The organism is Pseudomonas sp. 2hn, assembly GCF_019646095.1.
GTDB classification, from domain to species: Bacteria; Pseudomonadota; Gammaproteobacteria; order Pseudomonadales; family Pseudomonadaceae; genus Aquipseudomonas; species Aquipseudomonas peradeniyensis.
Genome location: NZ_CP081016.1, coordinates 3,086,226 through 3,106,956, shown reverse-complemented (window position 1 = coordinate 3,106,956; position 20,731 = coordinate 3,086,226). Strand labels below are relative to the sequence as shown.

General features: G+C 67.0%; 25 protein-coding genes. 14 read left to right on the top strand and 11 right to left on the bottom strand.

Annotated elements, in window-relative coordinates:
* Positions 1–20 precede the first annotated feature (20 nt).
* Positions 21–920: a LysR family transcriptional regulator gene (locus K2O50_RS13940; RefSeq protein WP_050705418.1), complete on the top strand. Its 900-nt coding sequence runs from the start codon at positions 21–23 to the stop codon at positions 918–920.
* Between the two features lie 107 nt (positions 921–1,027).
* A complete protein-coding gene (locus K2O50_RS13935) occupies positions 1,028–2,224 on the top strand; it encodes an MFS transporter (RefSeq protein WP_050705419.1) in 1,197 nt (398 codons plus the stop codon).
* Positions 2,225–2,236: 12 nt separating this feature from the next.
* On the opposite strand, the gene K2O50_RS13930 is transcribed toward K2O50_RS13935, so the two are convergent.
* Positions 2,237–2,848 carry a LysE family translocator gene (locus K2O50_RS13930; protein WP_050705420.1) on the bottom strand — a complete coding sequence of 204 codons (612 nt, stop codon included), beginning with the start codon at positions 2,846–2,848 and terminating at the stop codon, positions 2,237–2,239.
* A 100-nt stretch (positions 2,849–2,948) separates the two neighbouring features.
* Between K2O50_RS13930 and K2O50_RS13925 the strand changes: the two genes are divergently transcribed.
* Entirely contained in the window at positions 2,949–3,911 is a 963-nt protein-coding gene (locus K2O50_RS13925; protein WP_050705421.1) for a GlxA family transcriptional regulator, read from the top strand.
* A 91-nt stretch (positions 3,912–4,002) separates the two neighbouring features.
* On the opposite strand, the gene K2O50_RS13920 is transcribed toward K2O50_RS13925, so the two are convergent.
* Together K2O50_RS13920 and K2O50_RS13915 are read right to left on the bottom strand one after the other, a co-directional pair.
* Positions 4,003–4,185 carry a hypothetical protein gene (locus K2O50_RS13920; RefSeq protein ID WP_050705422.1) on the bottom strand — a complete coding sequence of 61 codons (183 nt, stop codon included), beginning with the start codon at positions 4,183–4,185 and terminating at the stop codon, positions 4,003–4,005.
* A 101-nt stretch (positions 4,186–4,286) separates the two neighbouring features.
* On the bottom strand, positions 4,287–4,631 hold the full coding sequence (locus K2O50_RS13915; protein ID WP_050705423.1) for a hypothetical protein: 345 nt from the start codon (positions 4,629–4,631) through the stop codon (positions 4,287–4,289).
* Positions 4,632–4,792: 161 nt separating this feature from the next.
* On the opposite strand from K2O50_RS13915, the gene K2O50_RS13910 reads away from it, so the two are divergent.
* Positions 4,793–5,614: a shikimate 5-dehydrogenase gene (locus K2O50_RS13910; protein ID WP_050705424.1), complete on the top strand. Its 822-nt coding sequence runs from the start codon at positions 4,793–4,795 to the stop codon at positions 5,612–5,614.
* A gap of 217 nt (positions 5,615–5,831) precedes the next feature.
* On the opposite strand, the gene K2O50_RS13905 is transcribed toward K2O50_RS13910, so the two are convergent.
* From K2O50_RS13905 to K2O50_RS13895, 3 genes are all read right to left on the bottom strand, one after another.
* Positions 5,832–6,077 (bottom strand): hypothetical protein, encoded by a 246-nt coding sequence (locus K2O50_RS13905; protein WP_050705425.1) that lies wholly within the window; start codon positions 6,075–6,077, stop codon positions 5,832–5,834.
* A 93-nt stretch (positions 6,078–6,170) separates the two neighbouring features.
* Positions 6,171–6,698 carry a lactoylglutathione lyase gene (gene gloA / locus K2O50_RS13900; RefSeq protein WP_050705426.1) on the bottom strand — a complete coding sequence of 176 codons (528 nt, stop codon included), beginning with the start codon at positions 6,696–6,698 and terminating at the stop codon, positions 6,171–6,173.
* A gap of 206 nt (positions 6,699–6,904) precedes the next feature.
* Positions 6,905–7,261: a histone-like nucleoid-structuring protein, MvaT/MvaU family gene (locus tag K2O50_RS13895; protein WP_050705427.1), complete on the bottom strand. Its 357-nt coding sequence runs from the start codon at positions 7,259–7,261 to the stop codon at positions 6,905–6,907.
* 346 nt (positions 7,262–7,607) lie between these two features.
* Between K2O50_RS13895 and K2O50_RS13890 the strand changes: the two genes are divergently transcribed.
* Positions 7,608–8,897, top strand: coding sequence for an OprD family porin (locus tag K2O50_RS13890; RefSeq protein WP_050705428.1), 1,290 nt, complete (start codon positions 7,608–7,610; stop codon positions 8,895–8,897).
* A gap of 64 nt (positions 8,898–8,961) precedes the next feature.
* On the top strand, positions 8,962–9,711 hold the full coding sequence (cobF, locus tag K2O50_RS13885; protein WP_050705429.1) for a precorrin-6A synthase (deacetylating): 750 nt from the start codon (positions 8,962–8,964) through the stop codon (positions 9,709–9,711).
* Between the two features lie 158 nt (positions 9,712–9,869).
* On the opposite strand, the gene K2O50_RS13880 is transcribed toward cobF, so the two are convergent.
* On the bottom strand, positions 9,870–10,184 hold the full coding sequence (locus K2O50_RS13880) for a hypothetical protein (RefSeq protein ID WP_050705430.1): 315 nt from the start codon (positions 10,182–10,184) through the stop codon (positions 9,870–9,872).
* Between the two features lie 160 nt (positions 10,185–10,344).
* Here K2O50_RS13880 and K2O50_RS13875 point away from each other — a divergent pair, with 160 nt between their 5' ends.
* The 3 genes from K2O50_RS13875 to K2O50_RS13865 are packed head-to-tail and all read left to right on the top strand — an operon-like array spanning position 10,345 to position 12,460.
* The gene (locus K2O50_RS13875; RefSeq protein WP_256205984.1) at positions 10,345–10,989 is read left to right on the top strand and encodes an STN domain-containing protein; all 645 of its coding nucleotides are present in this window, start codon (positions 10,345–10,347) and stop codon (positions 10,987–10,989) included.
* Entirely contained in the window at positions 10,986–11,528 is a 543-nt protein-coding gene (locus K2O50_RS13870; RefSeq protein WP_050705431.1) for an RNA polymerase sigma factor, read from the top strand. The genes K2O50_RS13875 and K2O50_RS13870 overlap by 4 nt, the downstream gene beginning before the upstream one ends.
* Positions 11,529–11,557: 29 nt before the next feature.
* Positions 11,558–12,460, top strand: coding sequence for a FecR family protein (locus K2O50_RS13865; RefSeq protein ID WP_050705432.1), 903 nt, complete (start codon positions 11,558–11,560; stop codon positions 12,458–12,460).
* Here K2O50_RS13865 and K2O50_RS13860 read toward each other — a convergent pair.
* On the bottom strand, positions 12,453–13,046 hold the full coding sequence (locus K2O50_RS13860; RefSeq protein ID WP_050705433.1) for a type II secretion system protein J: 594 nt from the start codon (positions 13,044–13,046) through the stop codon (positions 12,453–12,455). The genes K2O50_RS13865 and K2O50_RS13860 overlap by 8 nt on opposite strands.
* A complete protein-coding gene (gene gspH, locus K2O50_RS13855) occupies positions 13,043–13,477 on the bottom strand; it encodes a type II secretion system minor pseudopilin GspH (protein ID WP_050705434.1) in 435 nt (144 codons plus the stop codon). Before gspH ends, K2O50_RS13860 begins: the two co-directional genes overlap by 4 nt.
* Positions 13,478–13,592: 115 nt before the next feature.
* On the opposite strand from gspH, the gene K2O50_RS13850 reads away from it, so the two are divergent.
* The 5 genes from K2O50_RS13850 (at position 13,593) to K2O50_RS13830 (ending at position 18,892) form a co-directional block, all read left to right on the top strand.
* On the top strand, positions 13,593–14,024 hold the full coding sequence (locus K2O50_RS13850; RefSeq protein ID WP_050705435.1) for a general secretion pathway protein GspC: 432 nt from the start codon (positions 13,593–13,595) through the stop codon (positions 14,022–14,024).
* A gap of 462 nt (positions 14,025–14,486) precedes the next feature.
* On the top strand, positions 14,487–15,107 hold the full coding sequence (locus K2O50_RS13845) for a LysE family translocator (RefSeq protein ID WP_050705436.1): 621 nt from the start codon (positions 14,487–14,489) through the stop codon (positions 15,105–15,107).
* Between the two features lie 18 nt (positions 15,108–15,125).
* On the top strand, positions 15,126–15,998 hold the full coding sequence (locus tag K2O50_RS13840) for an alpha/beta fold hydrolase (RefSeq protein ID WP_050705437.1): 873 nt from the start codon (positions 15,126–15,128) through the stop codon (positions 15,996–15,998).
* Positions 15,999–16,257: 259 nt separating this feature from the next.
* A complete protein-coding gene (locus K2O50_RS13835; protein ID WP_050705438.1) occupies positions 16,258–17,394 on the top strand; it encodes an HlyD family secretion protein in 1,137 nt (378 codons plus the stop codon).
* The gene (locus tag K2O50_RS13830) at positions 17,384–18,892 is read left to right on the top strand and encodes an MDR family MFS transporter (RefSeq protein WP_050705439.1); all 1,509 of its coding nucleotides are present in this window, start codon (positions 17,384–17,386) and stop codon (positions 18,890–18,892) included. The genes K2O50_RS13835 and K2O50_RS13830 overlap by 11 nt, the downstream gene beginning before the upstream one ends.
* A 3-nt stretch (positions 18,893–18,895) precedes the next feature.
* Here K2O50_RS13830 and K2O50_RS13825 read toward each other — a convergent pair whose 3' ends face one another.
* Both K2O50_RS13825 and K2O50_RS13820 read right to left on the bottom strand, forming a co-directional pair.
* Complete coding sequence (locus K2O50_RS13825; RefSeq protein ID WP_050705440.1) at positions 18,896–19,501, bottom strand: START domain-containing protein; 606 nt, start codon at positions 19,499–19,501, stop codon at positions 18,896–18,898.
* 210 nt (positions 19,502–19,711) lie between these two features.
* Positions 19,712–20,548: a bifunctional allantoicase/(S)-ureidoglycine aminohydrolase gene (locus K2O50_RS13820; protein WP_028692239.1), complete on the bottom strand. Its 837-nt coding sequence runs from the start codon at positions 20,546–20,548 to the stop codon at positions 19,712–19,714.
* Between the last annotated feature and the right edge of the window lie 183 nt (positions 20,549–20,731).

Below are 20,731 nucleotides of genomic sequence, written 5' to 3'. Positions count from 1 at the left end.
TGCCCCATGGAAGATTGACGATGGACAAGCTGCTGGCGCTCAAGGTGTTCATGGCCACCGCCGAGGCCGGTGGCTTTTCCGCCGCCGCGCGCAGGCTCGGAGTGGCGACCTCCTCGGTGACCCGCCAGGTCGACGCCCTGGAACTGGAGCTGGGGGCCAGCCTGCTCAATCGCTCCACCCGCCAGGTCAGCCTGACCGAAGCCGGCGCCAGCTACTACCAGCGGGCCCGCGAGATCCTCGAGGCCCTGGCCGATGCCGATGCCAGCGTCGCCGACCGCGGCGAGGAGCCGGTCGGGGTGTTGCGCCTGTGCCTGCCGGTGGAGTTCGGTCGCCGGGTCATCGCCCCGCACCTGGGCGCGTTCCTTGCCCGCCACCCGGCACTGGAGCTGGACATCGACCTGAGCGACCGCTTCGACGACCTGCTCGATGGCCGCTACGACCTGAGCATCCGCCTTGGCGAGCCGGCGCCCAGCGATGAACTGGTGTGTCGCCCGCTGGGGCGTTTCGAGCGCTGGCTGGTGGCCAGCCCGGCGTACCTGAGCCAGCAGCCGGTGCTGACCGAACCGCAGCAACTGGCCGCGTGCGCCTGCCTGCGCTTTCGCTACGGCCAGTCGGCGCGGCCGTGGCGGCTAAGCCTGGGCGAGCAGCGCCTGGAACTGGATGTCAGCGGCCCGTTGCGCAGCGCCAACGCCGACCTGTTGCGCGAGGCGGCCATTGCCGGCAGCGGCGTGGCGCTGCTGGCCGACTGGCTGGTGCGCGAGGATGTCGAGGCCGGGCGCCTGCAACGGTTGTTTGCCGACTGGACGGTGAGTCCGGGGGCGGCCAGCGCCAGCATCAACGCCCTGTACCTGCCCAACCACCGCGGCTCGCGCCGGGTCATGGCGTTCGTTGCCTTCTGCGAGGAACTGCTGGTCGGCTGAGGCGTTGCGCGCCACGCAAAGGCCCGTTGCGCGGGCGATGGATTCTCGCCGGGGCGGTTGTCCGTCACCCTTCGCGCACATCCTTTCGCAAGCCGAGGTACCCTCGTATGAATCCCTCCCTCGCCGTCGCCCAGGCATCGGCCCCGGGCCTGAGCCGCGCCCTGGTGACGCTGCTGGCGTTCTGCTGCGGCGCCATCGTCGCCAACATCTACTACGCCCAGCCCATCGTCGGCCTGATCGCGCCGGACCTGGGGCTGCCCGCCGAGCGGGCCAGCCTGATCGTGTCCCTGACCCAGATCGGCTACGCCCTGGGCCTGTTGTTCCTGGTGCCGCTGGCCGACCTGCTGGAGAACCGCCGGCTGATGATCGCCACGGCGGTGCTGGCCACCGGCAGCCTGTTGCTGGCCGGCACCAGCGGCCACGGGCAGGGCGAGATGTTCCTGCTGTACGCGTTGCTGATCGGCTTCAGCTCGGTGGCGGTGCAGATGCTGATACCACTGGCGGCGCACCTGGCGCCGGAGCGTGAGCGTGGCCGGGTGGTCGGCAACATCATGGGTGGGTTGCTGCTGGGTATCCTGCTGGCGCGGCCGCTGGCGAGCCTGGTGGCGGATCACTTCGGCTGGCGCGCGGTGTTTGTCGGCGCCGCCGGAGTGATGGTGGCGATCATCCTGCTGCTGGCGTTGACCTTGCCGCGCCGGGTGCCGGAGCACAAGGCCAGCTATGCCGGGCTGATGGCCTCGTTGCTGGTGCTGTTGCGTCGCCATCCGGCGTTGCGCCAGCGGGCGTTGTACCAGGCGCTGATGTTTGCCGCATTCAGCCTGTACTGGACGGCGGTGCCGCTGGCGCTGGCCAGCGAGCACGGCCTGTCGCAGAGCCAGATCGCGCTGTTCGCCCTGGTGGGGGCGGTGGGCGCGGTGGCGGCGCCGCTGGCCGGGCGCCTGGCCGATGCCGGGCATGCGCGACGTGCTTCGCTGCTGGCGATGGCCCTGGCGCCGCTGGCGTTGCTGCTGGGTCTGAGCGCGCCGGGCGCCAGCGTGATCGGCCTGGGGTTGAGCGGGGTGCTGCTGGATTTCGCCGTGCAGATGAACATGGTCATCGGCCAGCGTGAGGTGTACGCGCTGGATCCGGCCAGTCGCGGCCGGCTGAATGCCTTGTACATGACCAGTATCTTCCTCGGCGGGGCATTGGGCTCGGCGCTGGCCAGCGGGGTGTATGCGCAGTACGGCTGGAGCGGCGTGGCGTTGCTGGGCGCGGGATTGCCGGCGCTGGCGCTGATGGTGTTCCTGAGCGTTTCCCGGCGTTGATCTCCGGGGCTTCTATCGCCCCAGCGGCAGGGCCACGCCGATCAGCGCGAACAGGCTCCCGCAGCAGCGGTTGAACTTACGGCCGCCCTTGGCCAGCCACGGGCGGATGCGAAACGCCAGGCGTGCCAGCAGGTACTCCACCAGGCATTCGACACTGGCGAAGGTCGCCGCCATCACCACGAACTGCACCAGCAAACCGCGCTGCGGATCGATGAACTGGGGCAGGAACGCGCCATAGAACAGCAGCACCTTGGGGTTGGCCAGTGCCGCCAGGCAGCCCTGGCGGAACAGCCCGGCATTGCTCAGCGCCACGCCGCCGCGAGGTTGCTCCAGGTGCAGCGCCGGGCTGCGCCACAGCTGGATCCCCAGCCAGAGCAGGTAGGCCCCACCGACCCATTTGAGCACCGTCAGCACCGAGGCCGAGGCCTGCAGCAGTGCGCTCAGGCCGAACATGGTCAGGGCGATCAGGAGACTGAAGCCCAGCACCCCACCGAGGATAGTGAACAGCGTACGGCTGGCGCCATATAGCGCGCCATGGGTCAGGGCCAGCAAGCTGTTCGGACCTGGGGTCAGCGACAGGCCGATGCTGGCGAGCAGGTAGATGAGCCAAGTGTCGAGTGCCATGGGGGAGCCTTGTGGGTGTGCAGGGCGCCAGTGTAGGGCAGGGCAGTGGAAATACAGGGTAGTATCTGGTCATTGAACGGTTATATCTGGACATTCCTGAATGACACCTGACCTGCGACTGCTGATCCTGCCGTTACCGGAGTTCGCCCTGCTGCCGTTCGGCGCGTTCCTCGACAAGCTGCGCTTTTCCGCCGACGACGAGGACTACAGCCGCCAGCGCTATTGCCGCTGGACCGTGCTCGGGCTGGACCGGGAGCCGGTGGTTTCCAGCAGCGCAGTGATGGTCCAGGTCGAGGCAACCCCTGCGGACATCCGCTGGGGCGACTACGATCACCTGGTGCTGTTCGGCGGGCGCAACGCCAGTGCCACGGCGGCCTTGGCACCGCGTTACCAGGCCCTGCTCAAGCAGGCGAGCAAGGCCGGGGTGAAGCTGGTGTGCGTCGACAACGCAGCCTTCCTGCTGGCCGCCTGTGGCCTGCTGGACGGTCATCAGGTGGTCGTGCACTGGCGCCATGAGGCGGAGTTTCGCCTGGCCTTTCCCCGCGTGCGCCTGCTGACCGGGCAGCTGTTCTGCTTCGATGGTGAGCGGATCACCTGCGCCGGCGGCACGGCGGCCATCGACCTGGCGGTGGAGCTGATCGCCCGCGCCAGTGGCCGCGCCCGGGCGCTCAAGGGCCTGGCCGACATGCTGGTGGACGAGAGCCGGGATAGCCTTCACGCCCTGCGTTCGCTGGACGCTGGTGTCGGGCAGGGACGCCAGGTGCAGCGTGCCACGGCGCTGATGCGCCATCACCTGGCGGCGCAGTTGCCGGTGGAGGCGCTGGCGGCCGAGCTGGGCATCAGCCGGCGCCAGCTCGACCGCCAGTTCCAGGCGTGTCATGGCATGAGCGCCAAGGCCTGGTGGCAGGAGCTGCGCCTGCAGCAGGCGCGCTGGCGTTTGCTCAATTCCAGCCACAGCCTGGCGCAGATCGCCGATGAAGTGGGGATGGGCGATGCCAGCTACCTGGGCAAGTGGGTTCGGCGGCGCTTCGGCTGCACGGCGCAGGCGTTGCGCAGGTCGTGAAACCGTGAGGTCGGGTTTCTGCGAGGCAAAAAAAGCCCGCCATCAAGGCGGGCACAAGGGGCGTAGGGAGCAACGCACAACAAATTCGGGGTCAGGCAGCGAACACCTGGCCGAGCAGGCGGTCGGCCAGGGTTTCGGCCGAGCGGCGGCTGGTCAACGGGCCGCTGATGGTTTCACCATTGCGCAGCAGGTACCAGCAGGCCAGCAGGCCTTGTTGGCGCAGGTTGCTGGGTACCGCGCTGCCGACTACGGACATGATCTGGATCGGGGCCATGATGGATCTCCTCTCGAACATGGCCCCACCTTACGCAGATGGCTTCAGGGTTTGAAATCAATGTCCTCGATAGTGGTCATTGCTTTTATCAACTATGGCGCTTACCAGCGCGGCGGACCGTAGTACACCGGTGGCGGGCCGTAGTAGCGCCGGTACACCGGTGGCGGCGGGGCGGGCACATAGCGCTCGACCACGTAAGGCTGGTAGTAGACCGGCGGCGGTGGCGCCTGCACATAGACCGGGGGTGGCGGGTAGTAGGCCGGCTCGCGCTCGACGTAGACGGTACGGTCGTGGCCGCCCGATACTGCCGCCCCGACCACCGCACCCACCACCGCCGCGCCGATCACTGGCCCCGGGCCATACCAGCCGCCACCATGGGCCGATGCCTGCCCGCTGATGGCCAACGCGCCGACCAGCAGGGCGATTCCGGGAATCAAACGCTTCATGGCGACACCTCGCAAGACAGCCCCACGCACGGGGCCTGACAACTATGACCGCGGCTACGGTAAAGTGCGCGCCGGCAAAGGGTAAAGGTTGTGTAAGGGGCGACCGGCGGCAGGGTCTGGTACGCTGGCGCAATCGATTCAGCCATGACAGAGGAACCGCGATGAGCCATTCACCGAGCAGGGAAACGGTGCTGTGCATCTCCTTGGCAGGGCGCCCCGGTACGTTCGGCGTGCGCTTTCACAACCATCTCTACCGCCAGCTGGGGCTGGATTACTACTACAAGGCCATGACCACACAGGACCTGCCTGGCGCCGTAGCCGGTATTCGCGCACTGGGGATCCGTGGTTGCGGCGTGTCGATGCCGTACAAGGAGGCCTGTCTGGCGCTGGTGGACGAGGTCGATCCGTCCGCCGCGGCCATCGCCTCGGTGAACACCCTGGTCAACACCAATGGTCATCTCAAGGCCTACAACACCGACTACCTGGCGGTGCGCCAGCTGCTGGCCCGGCACCAGGTCGATCCAGCGACCGCGTTCGCCCTGCGCGGCAGCGGCGGCATGGCCAAGGCGGTGGCCAGTGCCCTGCGTGACGCAGGATTTCGTGAGGGCACTATCGTCGCTCGCAACGAGCAAGCCGGGCGACAGTTGGCGGATGTCTGCGGGTACCGCTGGCTGCCGGACCTGGGCGATCGGTGTCCGCCCATGCTGGTCAATGTCACGCCGATCGGCATGGCCGGAGGGCCGGAGGCTGAGCAGTTGGCATTCAGTGAAGCCGCCATCGCGGCGGCGCAGCAAGTGTTCGACGTGGTGGCCATGCCCGCGCGGACACCACTGATCCGCGCCGCCGAGGCGCTGGGCAAACCGGTGATCACCGGGCTCGATGTCATCGCGTTGCAGGCGCTGGAGCAGTTCGTGCTGTACACCGGGGTGCGGCCGACGGCCGAGCAGGTAGACGCGGCAGTGGCGTTTGCCCGGGATATCTGACCGCATCGTGGCGACCTGCAGGAGATCGCCAAGTCTTTCGGGCTTTACTGTCGCGCAGGGCGCAAAGCTGCAAGCATCATCAGCGTGGGAGCGGGCTTGCCCCGCGATGTGATATGGCACCGGCCTTGCCGGTGATCGCGGGGCAAGCCCGCTCCCACGCTGTCCCGGTGAAATCAAAAAGTTTCGATTTTTTCTGGGAGTGCGAGAACGCCTCCGTTCAGAACACCCGCCGGTCAGCCTCGTCCAGCTGCTGGTCAACCAGCGCCCGGCCATGGGCCAGGGATACATGCTGGGCATTGTCCAGGTCGGCGAAGAACTTCATCGGCATCGAGATCCGCCGGCTGCTGTGGCCCGCGGGATCGGTGATCACGCAGCCGGCCGCATAGGGCAGGGGCGAGTCGGGGTGGGGCATCACGCTGGCGGTGATGGTGTGGTCGCGGTATTCACAGTGAAGGGTTTGCATCGTCCTTACCTCGCTGTGGCTGGGAACAGGCGTTCCTTCTTGATACCACAGCGAGGGGCCGGGAGTTCCCGGCCCGACGAGCGCGACCGACGATCAGGCCTTGAGTTCGGTCGGCTGGATGATCTCGACCCAGTAGCCGTCCGGGTCCTTGACGAAGGCCAGGTGCTTCATGCGGCCATCGCTCAGGCGCTTCTGGAACGGCACGCCCAGGGCTTCGAAGCGGGTGCAGGCGGTGACCACGTCCGGTACCGAGATGCAGATGTGACCGAAGCCGCGCGGGTCTGTGTTGCCATTGTGGTAGGCGAACTCAGTGTCGTTCTCGGTGCCGTGGTTGTGGGTCAGCTCGAGCACGCCGGGGATCGACTTCATCCACTGGTGGCGCTCGGCGTCGTCCACCGGGATGGCCTTCTGGTCGACCAAGGCCAGGAAGTACAGGCTGAAGGCCGCTTCCGGGAAGTCGCGCTTGTCCACCAGGCTGAAGCCCAGCACGCGGGTGTAGAAATCCAGGGACTTTTCGATGTCCTTTACCCGCAGCATGGTGTGGTTGAACACGAAGTTGGCGGTGGCGGTGTCCGGCTGGGCGGTGACGCCGGGCAGGGTTTGCAGATCGTGCAGGCTCATGGGTACTCCTGAATCAGGGCCTAAAACAGGCGGACCATGATACGGGAGTCCCTCGCCAGCGCAAATGAAAGCGCCCCGCACGAGTGCGGGGCGCCGGAATTAGAGGCCCGCATGTGCGGGCGCGTGATGGGGTCGCTAGTCCTTTAGCTGGTTCGATAGTGGGCCTGCGCATGTGAAAAAAGTGTGAAGCAGGTGTCGAGGTTTCATCAGCGCACCCAACTTTCCACCGTCTGCGCTCCGTACTGTTCCTTCCAGGCTTTCAGCCCCCGGTGGTTGCCGCCCTTGGTTTCGATCCGCTCGCCGGTATGCGGGTTCTGGTAGACCTTCACCACTCGGGGGCGACGCTGCTGCTTGATCGGCGCCGGGGCGCGGCTCACGGCCTTCGGATCGAGGATGGCGATGATGTCGCGCAGGTTCTTGTCATAGCTTTTCATCAGGCCGACTAGTTTCTGCTCGAATTCGATTTCGCGTTTAAGGCCGGCATCCTTTTTCAGCGCTTCCAGTTGTGCCATCTGTTCCTTGAGCGCTTTTTCGGCAGCACGAAACTCTGCAAGTCTGGACACTGTCATCACTCCTGTAAGTCTGTCGTGGCGGGACGTGACGAACATGAAACCAGACTGAACGCCGGCCACGTGGATGGGTAAAGCTGTTCGCTAAGCGAGAGTGTAGTAGTCGCTTGCGAGTGGGTAAACAGCAAACTTTCAATCAATTAGTGGGGAACTTTGCCGGTTTTTCACGCGTTATTCGAACCGACCCGGCCAGAGGCTTTAGACCATGGTCCCATGGCTCATGCTAGAGCCCTTGGCGCAAAATTATGGATGATGGTCGAAATGTATTCGTTCATCGCGTAGTGCCGGTGCAGATGACTGCCCGGATGGTTTTTCGCCTTTCTTTTGGATGTTCCCTCGCATGTTTGCCCCTTTTCCCATCGCCCCTGGGCGCCGAGTTGCCGGCCTGTTCTTCCTGTGTGCCGGTGTCAACGCCCAGGCCGCCGGTTTTCTTGAAGACAGCAGTGCCAAGGTCGAAGCACGCAATGTCTATTTCAACCGGGACTTTCGTGACGGCCACAGCAGTTCCAAACAGGGCGCGTCGAAACGCGAAGAGTGGGCGCAGGGCTTTATTCTCAATGTCCAGTCCGGTTATACCCAGGGGCCGGTCGGCTTTGGTGTGGATGCCTTGGGCATGGTCGGTTTCAAACTCGACTCCAGCCCCGCCGACAGCAATAGCGGTCTGTTGCCGTCTTCCGGCCACGACCCGCGCCACTCCGCCGACCAGTACGCCAAGATGGGCGTCGCCGGCAAGGTGAAAGTGTCCAACACCGTGCTCAAGTACGGGTCGATGATGCCGGATGTGCCGCTGCTCAAGTACAACGACGGCCGCCTGCTGCCGACCATGTTCCACGGTGCCTGGCTGACCTCCGAGGAAGTGCGCGACCTCAAGTTCACCCTGGCGCGCCTGAACCAGTACACCGCGCGGGATTCCACCGACCGCCAGGACATCCGCGTGCATTGCAAGAACAAGCGCTACGCCTGCGACATCGAGGCCGACCACTTCGACCTGGCCGGTGTCGACTACCGCTTCAACGAGCGGGTCAGTGCCCAGTACCAGGTCTCCAAGCTCGAGAACATCTATCGCCAGCACTTCCTCGGCCTGGTCGCCAGCCAGCCCCTGGAGGTCGGCACGCTGTCGGCCGACCTGCGGCTGATCAAGAGCGACGATATCGGCAACGCCCGCGCCGGGCACATCGACCACCGCGCCTTCAGCGGCATGCTCGGCTACAGCCTCGGGGGCCACAAGCTCAGCGCCGGCTGGCAGCGCATGTACGGCGACAGCGCCATGCCGTACCTCGATGGCAGCAACCCGTACCTGGTCAACTACGCCCAGGTCAACGACTTCGCCGCCGCCCAGGAGCGCTCCTGGCAGGTGCGCTACGACTATGACTTCAAGGCCCTGGGCGTGCCCGGCCTGACCTTCTTCACCCGCTACATCAACGGCGACAACGTCAAGGTCCCGGGCAGCAATGCCGAGGGCAAGGAATGGGAACGCGACAGCGAGCTGAAGTACCAGGTGCAGTCCGGCACCTTCAAGGACGTCAGCGTGCGCCTGCGCAACTCCACCTACCGCAGCAACTACGAGAAGTGGGCGCGTGACATGGACGAGACCCGGGTCATCGTCAGCTACAACTTCTCGATCTTCTGAGCCGCTTTGCGAAAGGGCCGGTGGTCGGTCGACAATGACCACTGGCAACCAGGCAGGGCAGGCGATGAAACAGCTTCTACTGATCGGCATCGGGCCGGGCGATCCACGTCAGGTCACCTATGAGGCGGTGGAGGCCCTGCGCCGCGCCACGGTGTTCTTTGTCCTCGACAAGGGCAGCGACAAGGATGAACTGGTGCGCCTGCGCCGGGCCATCCTCGAGCGCTATCGGCCCGAGGGCGGCTACCGCCTGGTGCAGGTCGCGGACCCGCGCCGGGATGGCCAGGCGCCGGATTATGTCGGCGCGGTGCAGGACTGGCACGTCCAGCGCGCCGCGTTGTACGTCCGCCTGATCGAGGACGAACTGGGGGCCGACGACGTCGGCGCCTTCCTGCTCTGGGGCGAGCCCGGGCTGTACGACAGCACTTTGCGCATTCTCGACCTGGTACGCGAACGAGGCGTGGCGCTGGCCTTGCAGGTGATCCCCGGCATCAGCAGCATCCAGGCCCTGTCCGCCCGCCACCAGATTCCCCTCAACCGCATCGGCGAGCCGCTGACCGTGCTGCCGGGCCGACGCCTGGGCGAACAGGCGCGGATCGACAATGTGCTGGTGATGCTCGACGGCCAGTGCGCCTTTGCCGCCCTGGACGACCCGCAACTGGTGATCTATTGGGGGGCCTACCTGGGCACGCCGGACGAGCTGCTGGTCAGCGGGCCGTTGTTGGCGGTGAAGGCGCGTATCGTGCAGCTGCGCGAGGAGGTGCGGCGGCGCAAGGGGTGGATCATGGATACCTATTTGTTGCGCAGGGAGGGGTAGTGGTGCCCATGCTGTAATTTCGTCGGGCCAACAAGGCAGACCAGGCATTGGTACAGGATTGATTGGCCCGAAACAGATGTAGGAGCGGCCTTGTGCCGCGATGCGCCGCGCGGGCGGCGCTCGATCTCAAGAGCGCTGCCGATCCATCGCCAACCCCATCAAGGCCGCTGCGGCACCACCGAGCTGCCAAAACTGTTACCCATGCGTGTCGAAGTCGCCGCCGGCGTCGCCAGCCCCATCTGGTTCGGCGCCCTGCGCTGCATCTGCCGCGCCGGATCCAGCTGTTCGCGCAGCCCCTTGGCCGCGCGCGGATCACTGCCTTGCAACTGCTGGGTCAGGCAGTCATAGGCCAGCGCACGCGACTGCCCGACCTGCACGTCGATGCAACCCTGGCCGTCCTTGGGCGGTTCGGCGAACGCCGGCAGGCCGCAGGCCAGCAGCAGGGGCAGGGCGGTCAGGGGCAGGCGGGCCATGGCGAGTCTCCGGGCAGTCGTTCTTCGCCGCAGTCTAGCGCCTGCAGGTCGCAATCGGGGTGAAGCTTTGGTTGCCGCAGGCTGTCACCACAGCGTCATACACAGGCCCCAGGATGACGTTTCCCCGGCGACGGCGGCCAGCAAGGAGGCCCGGACAGCTGTGCGTGCATTGCTTGTGGTCGGCGCGCTGATGCTGGCCTGGTTGGTGACGGCCCCCGGGCTGCGTGGCCAGCCATTGCTGACGCTGGATATCCCGGCCCAGGCGCTGGACCGGGCGCTGGACAGCTTCGGTCGGCAGAGCGGCCTGGCGGTGCTGGTCGACCAGGCGTTGCTCGCCGGCCAGCGCTCCAGCCAGGTCCTGGGTCGTTACCCTGCACGTGAAGGCCTGCAGCGACTGTTGCAGGGCACCGGCTTGCAGGCGCACTACAGTGGCGGCGGCTTCACCCTGCAACCGCTGCGCCTGCGCGCAGCGGCCGAGCGTGGGCGCAACGGCGGCCCGTCATCGGGCAGTTATGCGCTGGCGTTGCAACACGCGGTCGAGCGCGCGCTGTGCGCTTCGCCATTGACCCGCCCAGGCGCTTACCGGGCGGCCTTGCAGGTATGGATCGACGCCGGTGGTCAGCTGGTGCAGAGCCGCCTGTTGGCCTCGACCGGCGATTTCGCCCGCGACGCCGCGCTGGTCGAGCGCCTGCGCACGGTGCGTCTGGAACAGGCGCCGCCGACATCCCTGGCGCAGCCGCTGACCCTGCTGCTGCGTCCGGAACCTATGGATTGCCCACTTTCGCAAGGAGCTGCGGCGGCATGAACAAACCTCGGGACAGTGCGCTGGTCAAGCTGTTTCTGACCTCCTACGACGCCTTCAGGGTACGCCTGAGGCGTCGGCTCGGTTCTGACGACCTGGCCAATGACGTGCTGCAGGAAACCTACCTACGGGTCGACCGCATGGACGCGACGCACGACCTGCAGCGCCCCGGCGCCTACCTGTACCGCATGGCCCTGAACGTCGCCGCCGACCGCCGCGAGGCCGACGCCCGGCTGCTCACTGGCGCCGAGGTCGAGGCGCTGCTGCAGGTGGCCGAAGACCAGGACCCGGCGCGCATCGTCGGCGGCCAGCGCGAGATCCAGAACCTGTTGGGTGCCCTCTACGAGCTGCCGGCCCGGCGTCGGCGGATCTTTATTGCCGCCCGCCTGGAGGAGGCCTCGCACCTGGAAATCTCCCAGCGCTTCGGCATCTCCACGCGCACGGTGGAGAAGGAACTCAAGGCGGCGCTGGGGCATTGCGCGATGCGCCTGGACCGAAAAGTGTTTCAGCGGTTCGGTCCCGGCGCGGGAAAACCGTCTTGAACGATAGTCGACCTCTTCATGTGAGCCCCATGTCCCAGATTCCGCCCGATTCCGACTTGCAGCGCCAGGCCCAGGACTGGCTGCTACGGCTGACGTCCGGCCAGGCCACCCAGGCCGATGCCCGGGCCCTGCGCCAGTGGTGCGCGCGCAGCCCGGCGCATGCCGAGGCGTTTGCCCAGGCACGCCAGCTCTGGCACCTGCTCGGGCCCGCGGCACGACAGGCCGGGCAGGGCGCGCCGCTGCTCGGTCGCCGGGCGTTGCTGGGCGGCGCGCTGGCGGCATCGGTGGCGCTGCTGGCCTGGCGTGGCGGACTGCTCGAAGAGGCCATGGCGCCGGCACCGGCGTTTGCCACCGATATCGGCGAGCAGCAACGGGTAGCGCTGGCGCCCGGGATCGAGCTTGAGCTGAACGTGCGCACCCGGGTCAGCCGCGAGCCCGAGGGGATCGCCCTGCTGGCCGGCGAGATCGAGGTGCAGGCCGGCCAGCCCTTGCAGGTGCGAGCGCAGGATGGGGTGATCAGCACCGAGCAGGCCCGGTTCAACGTGCGCGAGGACGATGAGGGGGTCTGCGTCACCTGCCTGGGCGGTGAGTTGCGCGTGGCCGTCCAGGGCCGGGTCGAGGTGCTCCCGGCGGGGCGCCAACTGCGCTATGGCGCGCAAGGCATCGGGATGCCGGAGTCGTTCGACCCGGGCCAGGTGATGGCCTGGCGTGAGCGCATGCTGGTGTTCCGCGACGCGCCGTTGGCCCGGGTGATCGACGAGATCAACCGCTACCGCCCCGGCCGGTTGGTGCTGCTCAACCCCACGCTGGGGCGCCGGCGGGTGCAGGCGCGGTTCAGTTTCGACCAGTTGCGCCAGGCCGCCGAACTGATCCGTGTCGCCTATGGCGCACGCTGCCTGGAGCTGCCGGGCGGCGTGGTGCTGGTCAGTTGAACGGGCCCAGCACCTGGCGGTAACGCTCCTCGCCCTGGGGGCCACGGCGGTTCAGGCGTACTTCGAGACCGGCTGGGTTGTCGTCGGCTTCGCTGGCCGGTGAGCGCCAGCCGCCCTTGGCCTGCCAGCTGCGCAGCTCGAAGGCACTGACGTTGTCCAGCACGGCCACCGCAGCCTTGGGCGCGGGCAGCGGAAAGCGCTCGCGCAGCGGCGCGGCGGTGCGGTACAGGGTGCCGCCACGCACGTACCAACGCACCCGTTGCAGGCCGCTGCCGGCGACGGCGCCGGAGCGCACCAGCTCAAGGCGATCGGCACGCGCGCGCACTGCAGGCAGCAATGGCTTGCCCGGCGGTTCGCGGCCGGGCAGGGGTGGTTCGACCAGTTCGACGGTGGCGCGCAGGGCCAGGTCGCGTTCCAGCTGCTGGAACACCCGCAGGATCGCCTGTTGGTCCTCGCTGGCCTCACGCACATGCCGGCCGGCGCGGCTGACGCTGTCCAGCCCGCGCCAGGCGATCAGGCTGACCACCGCCATCAGCAGGATGGCGATCATCACTTCGATCAGGGTGAAGCCTGTTTGCCGATTCATGGCTGGCTCACCCGCACCTGGCCGGCGGCGTTGCGCGCCAGTTCCACCCGCAGCGCGCCGCTGCGCAGGCGCAGGGTCAGCGGCGCGCTGATCCATTCGCCATCGAGCCACACCGCGCCTCGGGGTTCGCGCTGAACCTTGACCGCCTCGGCCTGCCAGCGGCGCGGCTTGAGCGGGCCCTCGGCGAGTAGCTGGCCATCGGCGCGCACGAATCGGTAACCGTCGCGATCGTTTTGCCAGCGCAGCGGCTGGCCGTCGGCCTGGGCCTCGCTCTGCGCCAATTCCAGCAGGCGCGCCAGGCGTTCGGCGTCGGCACGCAGGTGCTTGCCTGGGTCGGGGCGGATGTTCAGGCTGATAGCGGCGCTGGCGATACCGACGATCACCAGCACCACCATCAGTTCGATCAGGGTGAAACCACGTTGTCCGTTCACGGGGTGCTCCTTGTCCTGCCCGACAGCTTGCCCGCGCAAGATGATCGCCGTGTGAAACAAAACCGTGAGATTAGGTCGGTATGCTCGGACGCAGGCACACAAGGAGCGCGTGACCATGCGTATTGCCCGTCTCAACCTGTCCCTCGGCCCGTTGTTGCAGGGGCTGGGGTTGCTGGCCCTGATCGCCGGCCTGGTGACCTGGACCAGCCTGTTGCTGCAGCCCTCGCTGGACGTGGTATCGCAGCAGCCCGCCGAAGCCCTGGCGCCCAGCGAAGCGCCGGCCGGGCGTTGGTTCGCCGACCTGCCGTTGCAGGTGCAGATCCAGGTCAGCGGGGTGATGGCCGGCAGCCAGGGCGCGGTGGCCATCGTCAGCATCGACGGTGGCCCGGCGCGTGCCGTGCGCAGCGGCGAGGAACTGGCCCGTGGCGTGCACCTGGTGGCCATCGAAGGCCGCGGCCTGGTGATCGAGCGCGGCGGCCAGCGCAGCCGCGTCGAGGTACCGGTATTGGCGCAGGCGTCGTTCTGGGGCGAGGCGCCTCGCAATTAATAGAACTGGTGGTTTGTCGGAAGATTTGCAGCGCCTATGAGATCGAGCGCCGCCCGCGCGGCGCATCGCGGGTCAAGTCGCATCGGCGCACCGCCGCTCCCACATTTGTTGCAACGTGCCGAACCTGTTACGCCATGGTTGCCCGCCTTGGTGCATGTCTTCAGTCATGTGGAGCGGCGGTAGCGACCACGCTGAAACCGCGTCGTACCAACAGGGCGGACCAGGTAATGGCACAGGAAAAATTGGCCCGAAACAGATGTGGGAGCGGCCTTGTGCCGCGATGCGCCGCGCGGGCGGCGCTCGATCTCAAGGACGATGCAAGCCTGAAGGCATGCACCCGGAGGCCATACAACCAGCTCAGAAATGTGTATCCACTCAATTTCACCTAACTGTACCGGTCATTCCATTCAACCCTCCGCTACTGTGGCCTTTCGATAATCAGAAAAGCCGGAAACCGCCGCCATGCTTGCCTCGCTCGATCTGCTCAGTGCGTTCGTCCTGTTCGCCTTCGTTTCTTCCATCACCCCCGGTCCGAACAACACCATGCTGCTGGCCTCGGGGGTCAACTTCGGCGTGCGTCGCAGCATTCCCCACGCCCTGGGCATCAGTGTCGGCTTCATGGTGATGGTGCTGGCGGTGGGCCTCGGGCTGGGCGAGGTGTTCAAGGCCTGGCCACCGCTGTACAGCATCCTGCGCTACGCGGGCGCGGCGTACCTGCTGTACCTGGCCTGGAAGATCGCCACCTCCGGACCGATGTCTGGCGATACCGTCGGCAGTCGCAAGCCGCTCGGGTTCTGGGGCGCCGCGGCATTCCAGTGGGTCAACCCGAAGGCCTGGGTAATGGCGATCGGGGCGATCACCACCTATACGCCGGCCCAGGGCTACGTGTTCAACGTGATTGTCATCGCCACCGTTTTTGCCCTGGTGAACCTGCCCAGCGTCGGTATCTGGGTGATGTTCGGCAGCGCCTTGCGCAACTTGCTGCGCAACCCGCGCGCGGTGGTGCTGTTCAATGTCCTGATGGCCGTGCTGCTGGTGATTTCACTGTATCCGCTGCTGTTTGTAGAATCGGCGTTTTCCTAGAGCCGATGAGTGCCGTCGATGGAGTTGATTCCCTGGTCCCATGAATGCGCGGAAGGCTTTACCCTGCGCGGATGGCGAACCCCCGCCAGTGGCAGGCCGCTGCTGCACTTTCTGCATGGCAACGGCTTCTGCAGCCTGGTCTACCAACCGATGCTCATGCGCCTGGGCGAACACTTCGACCTGTGGCTGAGCGATGTGCAAGGCCATGGCGACAGTGACCACGGCGGCGCCTTTTGCGGTTGGAACCGCAGCGCGGCGCTGGCGGTGGAGGCGTTCGAGGCCGGGCGTGGCGAGTATGGCGATGTCCCGCGTTACGCCTTGGGCCACAGTTTCGGCGGCGTGCTCACCGGCCTGATCCTGGCCAGCGAGCCGCAGTTGTTCCAACGCGCCGTGCTGCTCGACCCGGTACTGTTCAGCCGGCGCATGATCGGGGTAATGGGCGCCGCCGCCATGGTCGGCCTGCACCGTCGCCACGCCCTGGCGCGCAAGGCCGCCACCCGCCGCAGTCACTGGCCTGATCGCGAGGCGGCGCAGGCCTCGCTGCAAGGGCGGGGGATCTTCAAGGGCTGGACCGACGCCGCCTTGCAGGCCTATGTGGAGCACGCCATCGGCGATTGCGGCGAAGGCGTGGTACTCAAGTGCCGGCCCAGCCGTGAGGTGGAGATCTTCAGTTCGTTCCCCGAGCGTATGTGGCAGCAGCTGGGCCGTATCCAGACGCCGACGCGGATCCTGTACGGCGAGCAGACCTATCCGTTCGTGCCGCACTCGGTACAGCGCCTGGCGGGGCTCAACGCCCAGGTGAGTGCGCGGCAGGTGGCGGGTGGGCACTGCTTCATGCAGGAAGATCCGCAGGTGGCCGCGGAGCAGGTGCTGGCGTTCCTACAGGATTGAAAGTCTCCCACAGCGGACGCAACCCCCTGTAGGAGCGGCCTTGTGCCGCGAAAGGGCCGCATAGCGGCCCCCGGATTTCAGCGTAAGCGCAAAGATCGCCGGGGCTGCTTTGCAGCCCTTTCGCGGCACAAGGCCGCTCCTACAGGTTCTCTACTCACTGATTTGCTGTCCATTTCGCGACGATTGCTTGCCGATTCGCGAGCGAACGACAATCTCAGATTCCGTACCCTGGCGCTCCCCCCATCGGATGGAGCCCAGCATGAACCAGGCGGTCAGCCCAGATCCCCAGCACACCTTCGAGCAAACCCGCGCCCGGCGCCGCCAGCGCCTGCTGCGCTTCGGCCTGGCCGGGGGACTGGGGCTGCTGGCGGCGGCCTATGGCGGCTACTGGTGGCTGGATGGTCGTTTCCTGGAGCAAACCGACGACGCCTACGTGCGCGCTGACTGGGCACCGATCAGTGCCCGGGTCAGTGGCTACGTGGCCGAGGTGGCGGTGGCGGACAACGCCACGGTCAAGGCCGGCGACCTGCTGGTGCGCCTGGACGAACGCGACTTTCGCGACCGCCTGCGCAAGGCCGAGGCGCAACTGGCGGTGAGCGAGGCGGCGCTGCAGGTGCAACGCATGCGTCTGCGCGCCTTCGCCGCCGAGCAGGACGAGCAGGCCCACGCCATCGCCCGCGCCGACGCCGAACGCGGTGGCAGCCGCGGCGAGGCGCAGCGGGCCGAGGCCGACTGGCAGCGCTACCAGCACCTGGCACAATGGCAGGCGGCCAGCGTGCAGCGCATGGAGCAGGCCCGCGCCACCCGTATCCAGGCCCAGGCCATGCAGCGCGCCGCCGACGCCGAACTGGCCCGCCAGCATGCGCGCAAGGCGATGCTGGAGCAGCAGGGCAAGCAACTGGAAGCCGAGCTGCTGCAGCGCCAGGCTGACCTCGACCAGGCCCGCGCCGAGGCCGACCTGGCCCGCAGCGCCCTGGCCGACACCGAGATCCGCGCGCCGTTCGACGGCGTGATCGGCCAGCGCAAGGTGCGCCAGCAGCAGTACGTCACCCCCGGCCTGCCGCTGCTGGCGCTGGTACCGGTGGCGCAGGCGTACGTGGTGGCCAACTTCAAGGAAACCCAGCTGGCGCAGATGCGCCCCGGCCAGCCGGTGACCCTTGAGGTCGACACCTTCGGCCAGCACTGGCGCGGCACGGTAGACAGCGTCTCCCCAGGCTCCGGCGCGGTGTTCGCGCTGCTGCCGCCGGACAACGCCACTGGCAACTTCACCAAGATCGTCCAGCGCTTTCCGGTACGCATCCACCTCGACCCGGAGGGCGACGACAGCCCACGGCTGCTGCCCGGCATGTCGGTGATCGCCACCGTCGACACCCGGCAGGCCCGCCATGAGCGCTGAGGACAAAGTCTCGCTGCGCGCCTGGGTGGCGGTGATCGGCGGCCTGTTCGGCTGCTTCATGGCCGGCATGAACGTGCATGTCACCAGCGCCGCCCTGCCCGAGATCGAGGGCGCGCTGGGGGCCAGCTTCGAGGAGGGCTCGTGGATCTCCACCGCCTACCTGGTGGCCGAGATCAGCATGATCCCGCTGACGGCCTGGCTGGTGCAGGTGTTCTCCCTGCGCCGGGTGATGCTGGTGGGCTCGGCGGTGTTCCTGGTCAGCTCGGTGAGCTGCGCCATGGCCGGCAGCCTGGAGGCGATGATCAGTCTGCGGGTGATCCAGGGCGCCTCCGGCGCGGTGCTGATCCCGCTGTCGATGCAGCTGATCATCACCGAGCTGCCGGCCAGCCGCCTGGCGCTGGGCATGGCATTGTTCAGCCTGTCCAACAGCGTGGCCCAGGCCGCCGGGCCGTCGATCGGCGGCTGGCTCACCGACATGTACTCCTGGCGCTGGATCTTCCTGCTGCAGCTGCCGCCGGGCGTGGCCCTGCTGGCGGCGGTGGCCTGGTCGATCAAGGGCCAGGCCGGTGATCGCAGTGCCCTGCGCCAGGCTGACTGGCTGGGCATCGTCGCCATGGCGCTGGGGCTGGGGGCGTTGCAGGTGGTGCTGGAGGAGGGCGGGCGCAAGGACTGGTTCGAGTCGCGCTTCATCGTCGGTTTCAGCCTCGTCGCGGTGATCGCCCTGGCGCTGTTCATCCAGCGCCAGCTGTGGGGCACGCGGCCGTTCATCAACCTGCGGCTGCTGGGCAGCTACAACTTCGGCGTGTCGAGCCTGGCCATGGCGGTGTTCGGCGCGGCCACTTTCGGCCTGGTGTTCCTGGTTCCCAACTACCTGTCGCTGGTGCAGGGCTACAGCGCCAGCGAGATCGGCAAGAGCCTGATCGCCTACGGCCTGGTCCAGTTGCTGCTGGCGCCGTTGCTGCCCCGGCTGATGCGCTGGCTCAACGCCAAGCTGCTGGTGGCCAGCGGCTTCGCCATCATGGCCCTGGGCTGCTGGCTGGGCTCGACGCTGACGGTGGACGCGGGCAGCAACGTGATCATCCCCTCGACCGTGGTGCGCGGCATTGGCCAGCCGCTGATCATGGTGGCGCTGTCGGTGCTGGCGGTGAAGGGCCTGGACAAGGCCCAGGCCGGCTCGGCCTCGGCGCTGATCTCGATGCTGCGCAACCTAGGCGGCGCGCTGGGCACGGCGCTGCTCACGCAACTGGTGTCGCAGCGCGAGCGCTTTCATTCGGTGCGGGTCGGCGAAGGGCTGACGCTGTTCGACGGCGGGCTGCAGCAGCGCCTGCCTGGCGGCATGGTCGACCCGCAGTCGCCGCAGGTGATGCAGACCTTGGCGTTGATCGACCAGAGCGTGCGCGAGCAGGCTTACCTGATGGCTTATTCGGATGCGTTCTACCTGTCGTGCGTGGCGTTGCTCGGTTGTGCGCTGGCGTCCCTGCTGCTGCGCAGTCGCTAGCGATTACGGTTGACGCTCGGCCACCGCCCGCAAGGTCTTCAGGGTGACCATCGGCGCATCGACGACGAAGCGATTGGCCAGCCAGCCCGGCACATCGCCGGCCGGGTCGGCGCGTAGCTGGTAGGTGACCTCGGTCTCGCGCTCGCCCAGCGGGCGCATGATCCACTCGCCGCTGAGCCGGCGCACGCGGATCAGCCCGGGTGTTGCCGGTACCCGCCCGGGCTCGGCGCTCAGGTGGCGGACCAGGGTGTCGTCGTCGAGGCGCTCGGTGCGTACCTTGAGCACCATGTCGCGGGGCTTGGCCGGCCAGGGCAGGGCGGTGGTGAGGTAGACCCAGGTGGTGTCGCCGTCCACCTCCAGCAGGCGCATGTCGGCGCAGGCGTACAGCCATTTGCAGGCCACCCGCAGGTTCTCCTGCAGGTCGGTGAGGGTGCGCAGGCTGGCCTTGATCCGGGTGATGCCGCGGAACTGCTGGTAGGGCGAACCGCTGACACTGCTCAGGTAGACATCGATGCCGTCTTCCTGGTGGGCGAGTTGCCAGTCGTCCGCCCACGGCAAGGTGCCCGGCAGCAGGAGCAGCAGGACGAACAGAGGGCGCAGGAGGGTCATGGCGGGGATGCCGTAGGGGGAAGGTCCGATCAGTATGGATCAAGACCTGCAGGAGGTCGTCCAGCCCGTTTGGCTGCACCGTCGCGCAGGGGCACTGGACAGCGTGGGAGCGGGCTTGCCCCGCGATGGGGTGTAGAGCACCGGCTTCGCCGGTGATCCGGGCGGTGCGGCGTTCCGACAAGCCCGCTCCCACGCTGGTGATGCTTACGACTAACGCTGCGGATTGAGCGTCAGGTGCACGTGACGGTTGACGTCCTTGTACAGCAGGTAGCTGAACGGGCCCGGGCCGCCGGAGTAGCAGGCCTGCGGGCAGAAGGCGCGCAGCCACATGAAGTCGCCGGCCTCGACCTCGACCCAGTCCTGGTTCAGGCGGTACACCGCCTTGCCTTCCAGCACGTACAGGCCGTGTTCCATGACGTGGGTCTCGGCGAACGGAATCACGCCGCCCGGCTGGAAGGTCACGATGTTCACGTGCATGTCGTGGCGCATGTCGGCCATGTCGACGAAGCGGGTGGTGACCCAACGGCCTTCGGTGCCCGGCATCTCGATGACGGTGGCGTTGTCGCGGTGGGTGACGAACGACTCGGGAACCGGCAGGCCTTCGACCTTCTGGTAGTGCTTGCGCAGCCAGTGGAAGGTGACGTTGGCCTTGCTGTTGTTGCGCAGGCTCCAGTCGGCGCCCGGGGCCAGGAACGCGTAGCCGCCGGGAACCAGGGTGTGGTGCTTGCCTTCGACGGTGATGTCGATCTCGCCCTCGACCACGAACAGCACGGCTTCGGCGTTCGGGTCCAGTTCTGGACGCTCGCTGCCGCCTTCGGGGGCGACTTCGACGATGTACTGGGAGAAGGTCTCGGCGAAACCGGTCAGCGGACGGGCGATGACCCACATGCGCATCTTGTCCCAGAACGGCAGGTGGCTGGTGACGATGTCACGCATCACGCCCTTGGGGATGACGGCATAGGCTTCGGTGAACATGGCACGGTCAGTCAGCAGCTCGGTCTGAGCCGGGTGCCCACCGTGGGGGGCGAAGTAGGAAGGTTTCGACATGAACGGTCTCGACTTGTTGTTCTCTCCCCATGCCTTGGACCACACCGGCCGGTGCGTGCAGGGGATGCACCGCCAGCATAGGGGCGTGGCTGCATCATCTACAAATTAAATGTTGGAATACCCGGTATCCAAATACTGAATGTGATGACAGCGTTTCCATGGCGCAGTTGTAGGAAGTTTCCC

Bases quoted from the DNA above. Each gene is read 5' to 3' on its own strand.
- K2O50_RS13940 (WP_050705418.1), top strand. From the start codon at position 21: ATGGACAAGCTGCTGGCGCTCAAGGTGTTCATGGCCACCGCCGAGGCC.
- K2O50_RS13935 (WP_050705419.1), top strand. From the start codon at position 1,028: ATGAATCCCTCCCTCGCCGTCGCCCAGGCATCGGCCCCGGGCCTGAGC.
- K2O50_RS13930 (WP_050705420.1), bottom strand. From the start codon at position 2,848: ATGGCACTCGACACTTGGCTCATCTACCTGCTCGCCAGCATCGGCCTG.
- K2O50_RS13925 (WP_050705421.1), top strand. From the start codon at position 2,949: ATGACACCTGACCTGCGACTGCTGATCCTGCCGTTACCGGAGTTCGCC.
- K2O50_RS13920 (WP_050705422.1), bottom strand. From the start codon at position 4,185: ATGGCCCCGATCCAGATCATGTCCGTAGTCGGCAGCGCGGTACCCAGC.
- K2O50_RS13915 (WP_050705423.1), bottom strand. From the start codon at position 4,631: ATGAAGCGTTTGATTCCCGGAATCGCCCTGCTGGTCGGCGCGTTGGCC.
- K2O50_RS13910 (WP_050705424.1), top strand. From the start codon at position 4,793: ATGAGCCATTCACCGAGCAGGGAAACGGTGCTGTGCATCTCCTTGGCA.
- K2O50_RS13905 (WP_050705425.1), bottom strand. From the start codon at position 6,077: ATGCAAACCCTTCACTGTGAATACCGCGACCACACCATCACCGCCAGC.
- gloA (WP_050705426.1), bottom strand. From the start codon at position 6,698: ATGAGCCTGCACGATCTGCAAACCCTGCCCGGCGTCACCGCCCAGCCG.
- K2O50_RS13890 (WP_050705428.1), top strand. From the start codon at position 7,608: ATGTTTGCCCCTTTTCCCATCGCCCCTGGGCGCCGAGTTGCCGGCCTG.
- cobF (WP_050705429.1), top strand. From the start codon at position 8,962: ATGAAACAGCTTCTACTGATCGGCATCGGGCCGGGCGATCCACGTCAG.
- K2O50_RS13880 (WP_050705430.1), bottom strand. From the start codon at position 10,184: ATGGCCCGCCTGCCCCTGACCGCCCTGCCCCTGCTGCTGGCCTGCGGC.
- K2O50_RS13870 (WP_050705431.1), top strand. From the start codon at position 10,986: ATGAACAAACCTCGGGACAGTGCGCTGGTCAAGCTGTTTCTGACCTCC.
- K2O50_RS13865 (WP_050705432.1), top strand. From the start codon at position 11,558: ATGTCCCAGATTCCGCCCGATTCCGACTTGCAGCGCCAGGCCCAGGAC.
- K2O50_RS13860 (WP_050705433.1), bottom strand. From the start codon at position 13,046: ATGAATCGGCAAACAGGCTTCACCCTGATCGAAGTGATGATCGCCATC.
- K2O50_RS13850 (WP_050705435.1), top strand. From the start codon at position 13,593: ATGCGTATTGCCCGTCTCAACCTGTCCCTCGGCCCGTTGTTGCAGGGG.
- K2O50_RS13845 (WP_050705436.1), top strand. From the start codon at position 14,487: ATGCTTGCCTCGCTCGATCTGCTCAGTGCGTTCGTCCTGTTCGCCTTC.
- K2O50_RS13840 (WP_050705437.1), top strand. From the start codon at position 15,126: ATGGAGTTGATTCCCTGGTCCCATGAATGCGCGGAAGGCTTTACCCTG.
- K2O50_RS13835 (WP_050705438.1), top strand. From the start codon at position 16,258: ATGAACCAGGCGGTCAGCCCAGATCCCCAGCACACCTTCGAGCAAACC.
- K2O50_RS13830 (WP_050705439.1), top strand. From the start codon at position 17,384: ATGAGCGCTGAGGACAAAGTCTCGCTGCGCGCCTGGGTGGCGGTGATC.
- K2O50_RS13825 (WP_050705440.1), bottom strand. From the start codon at position 19,501: ATGACCCTCCTGCGCCCTCTGTTCGTCCTGCTGCTCCTGCTGCCGGGC.
- K2O50_RS13820 (WP_028692239.1), bottom strand. From the start codon at position 20,548: ATGTCGAAACCTTCCTACTTCGCCCCCCACGGTGGGCACCCGGCTCAG.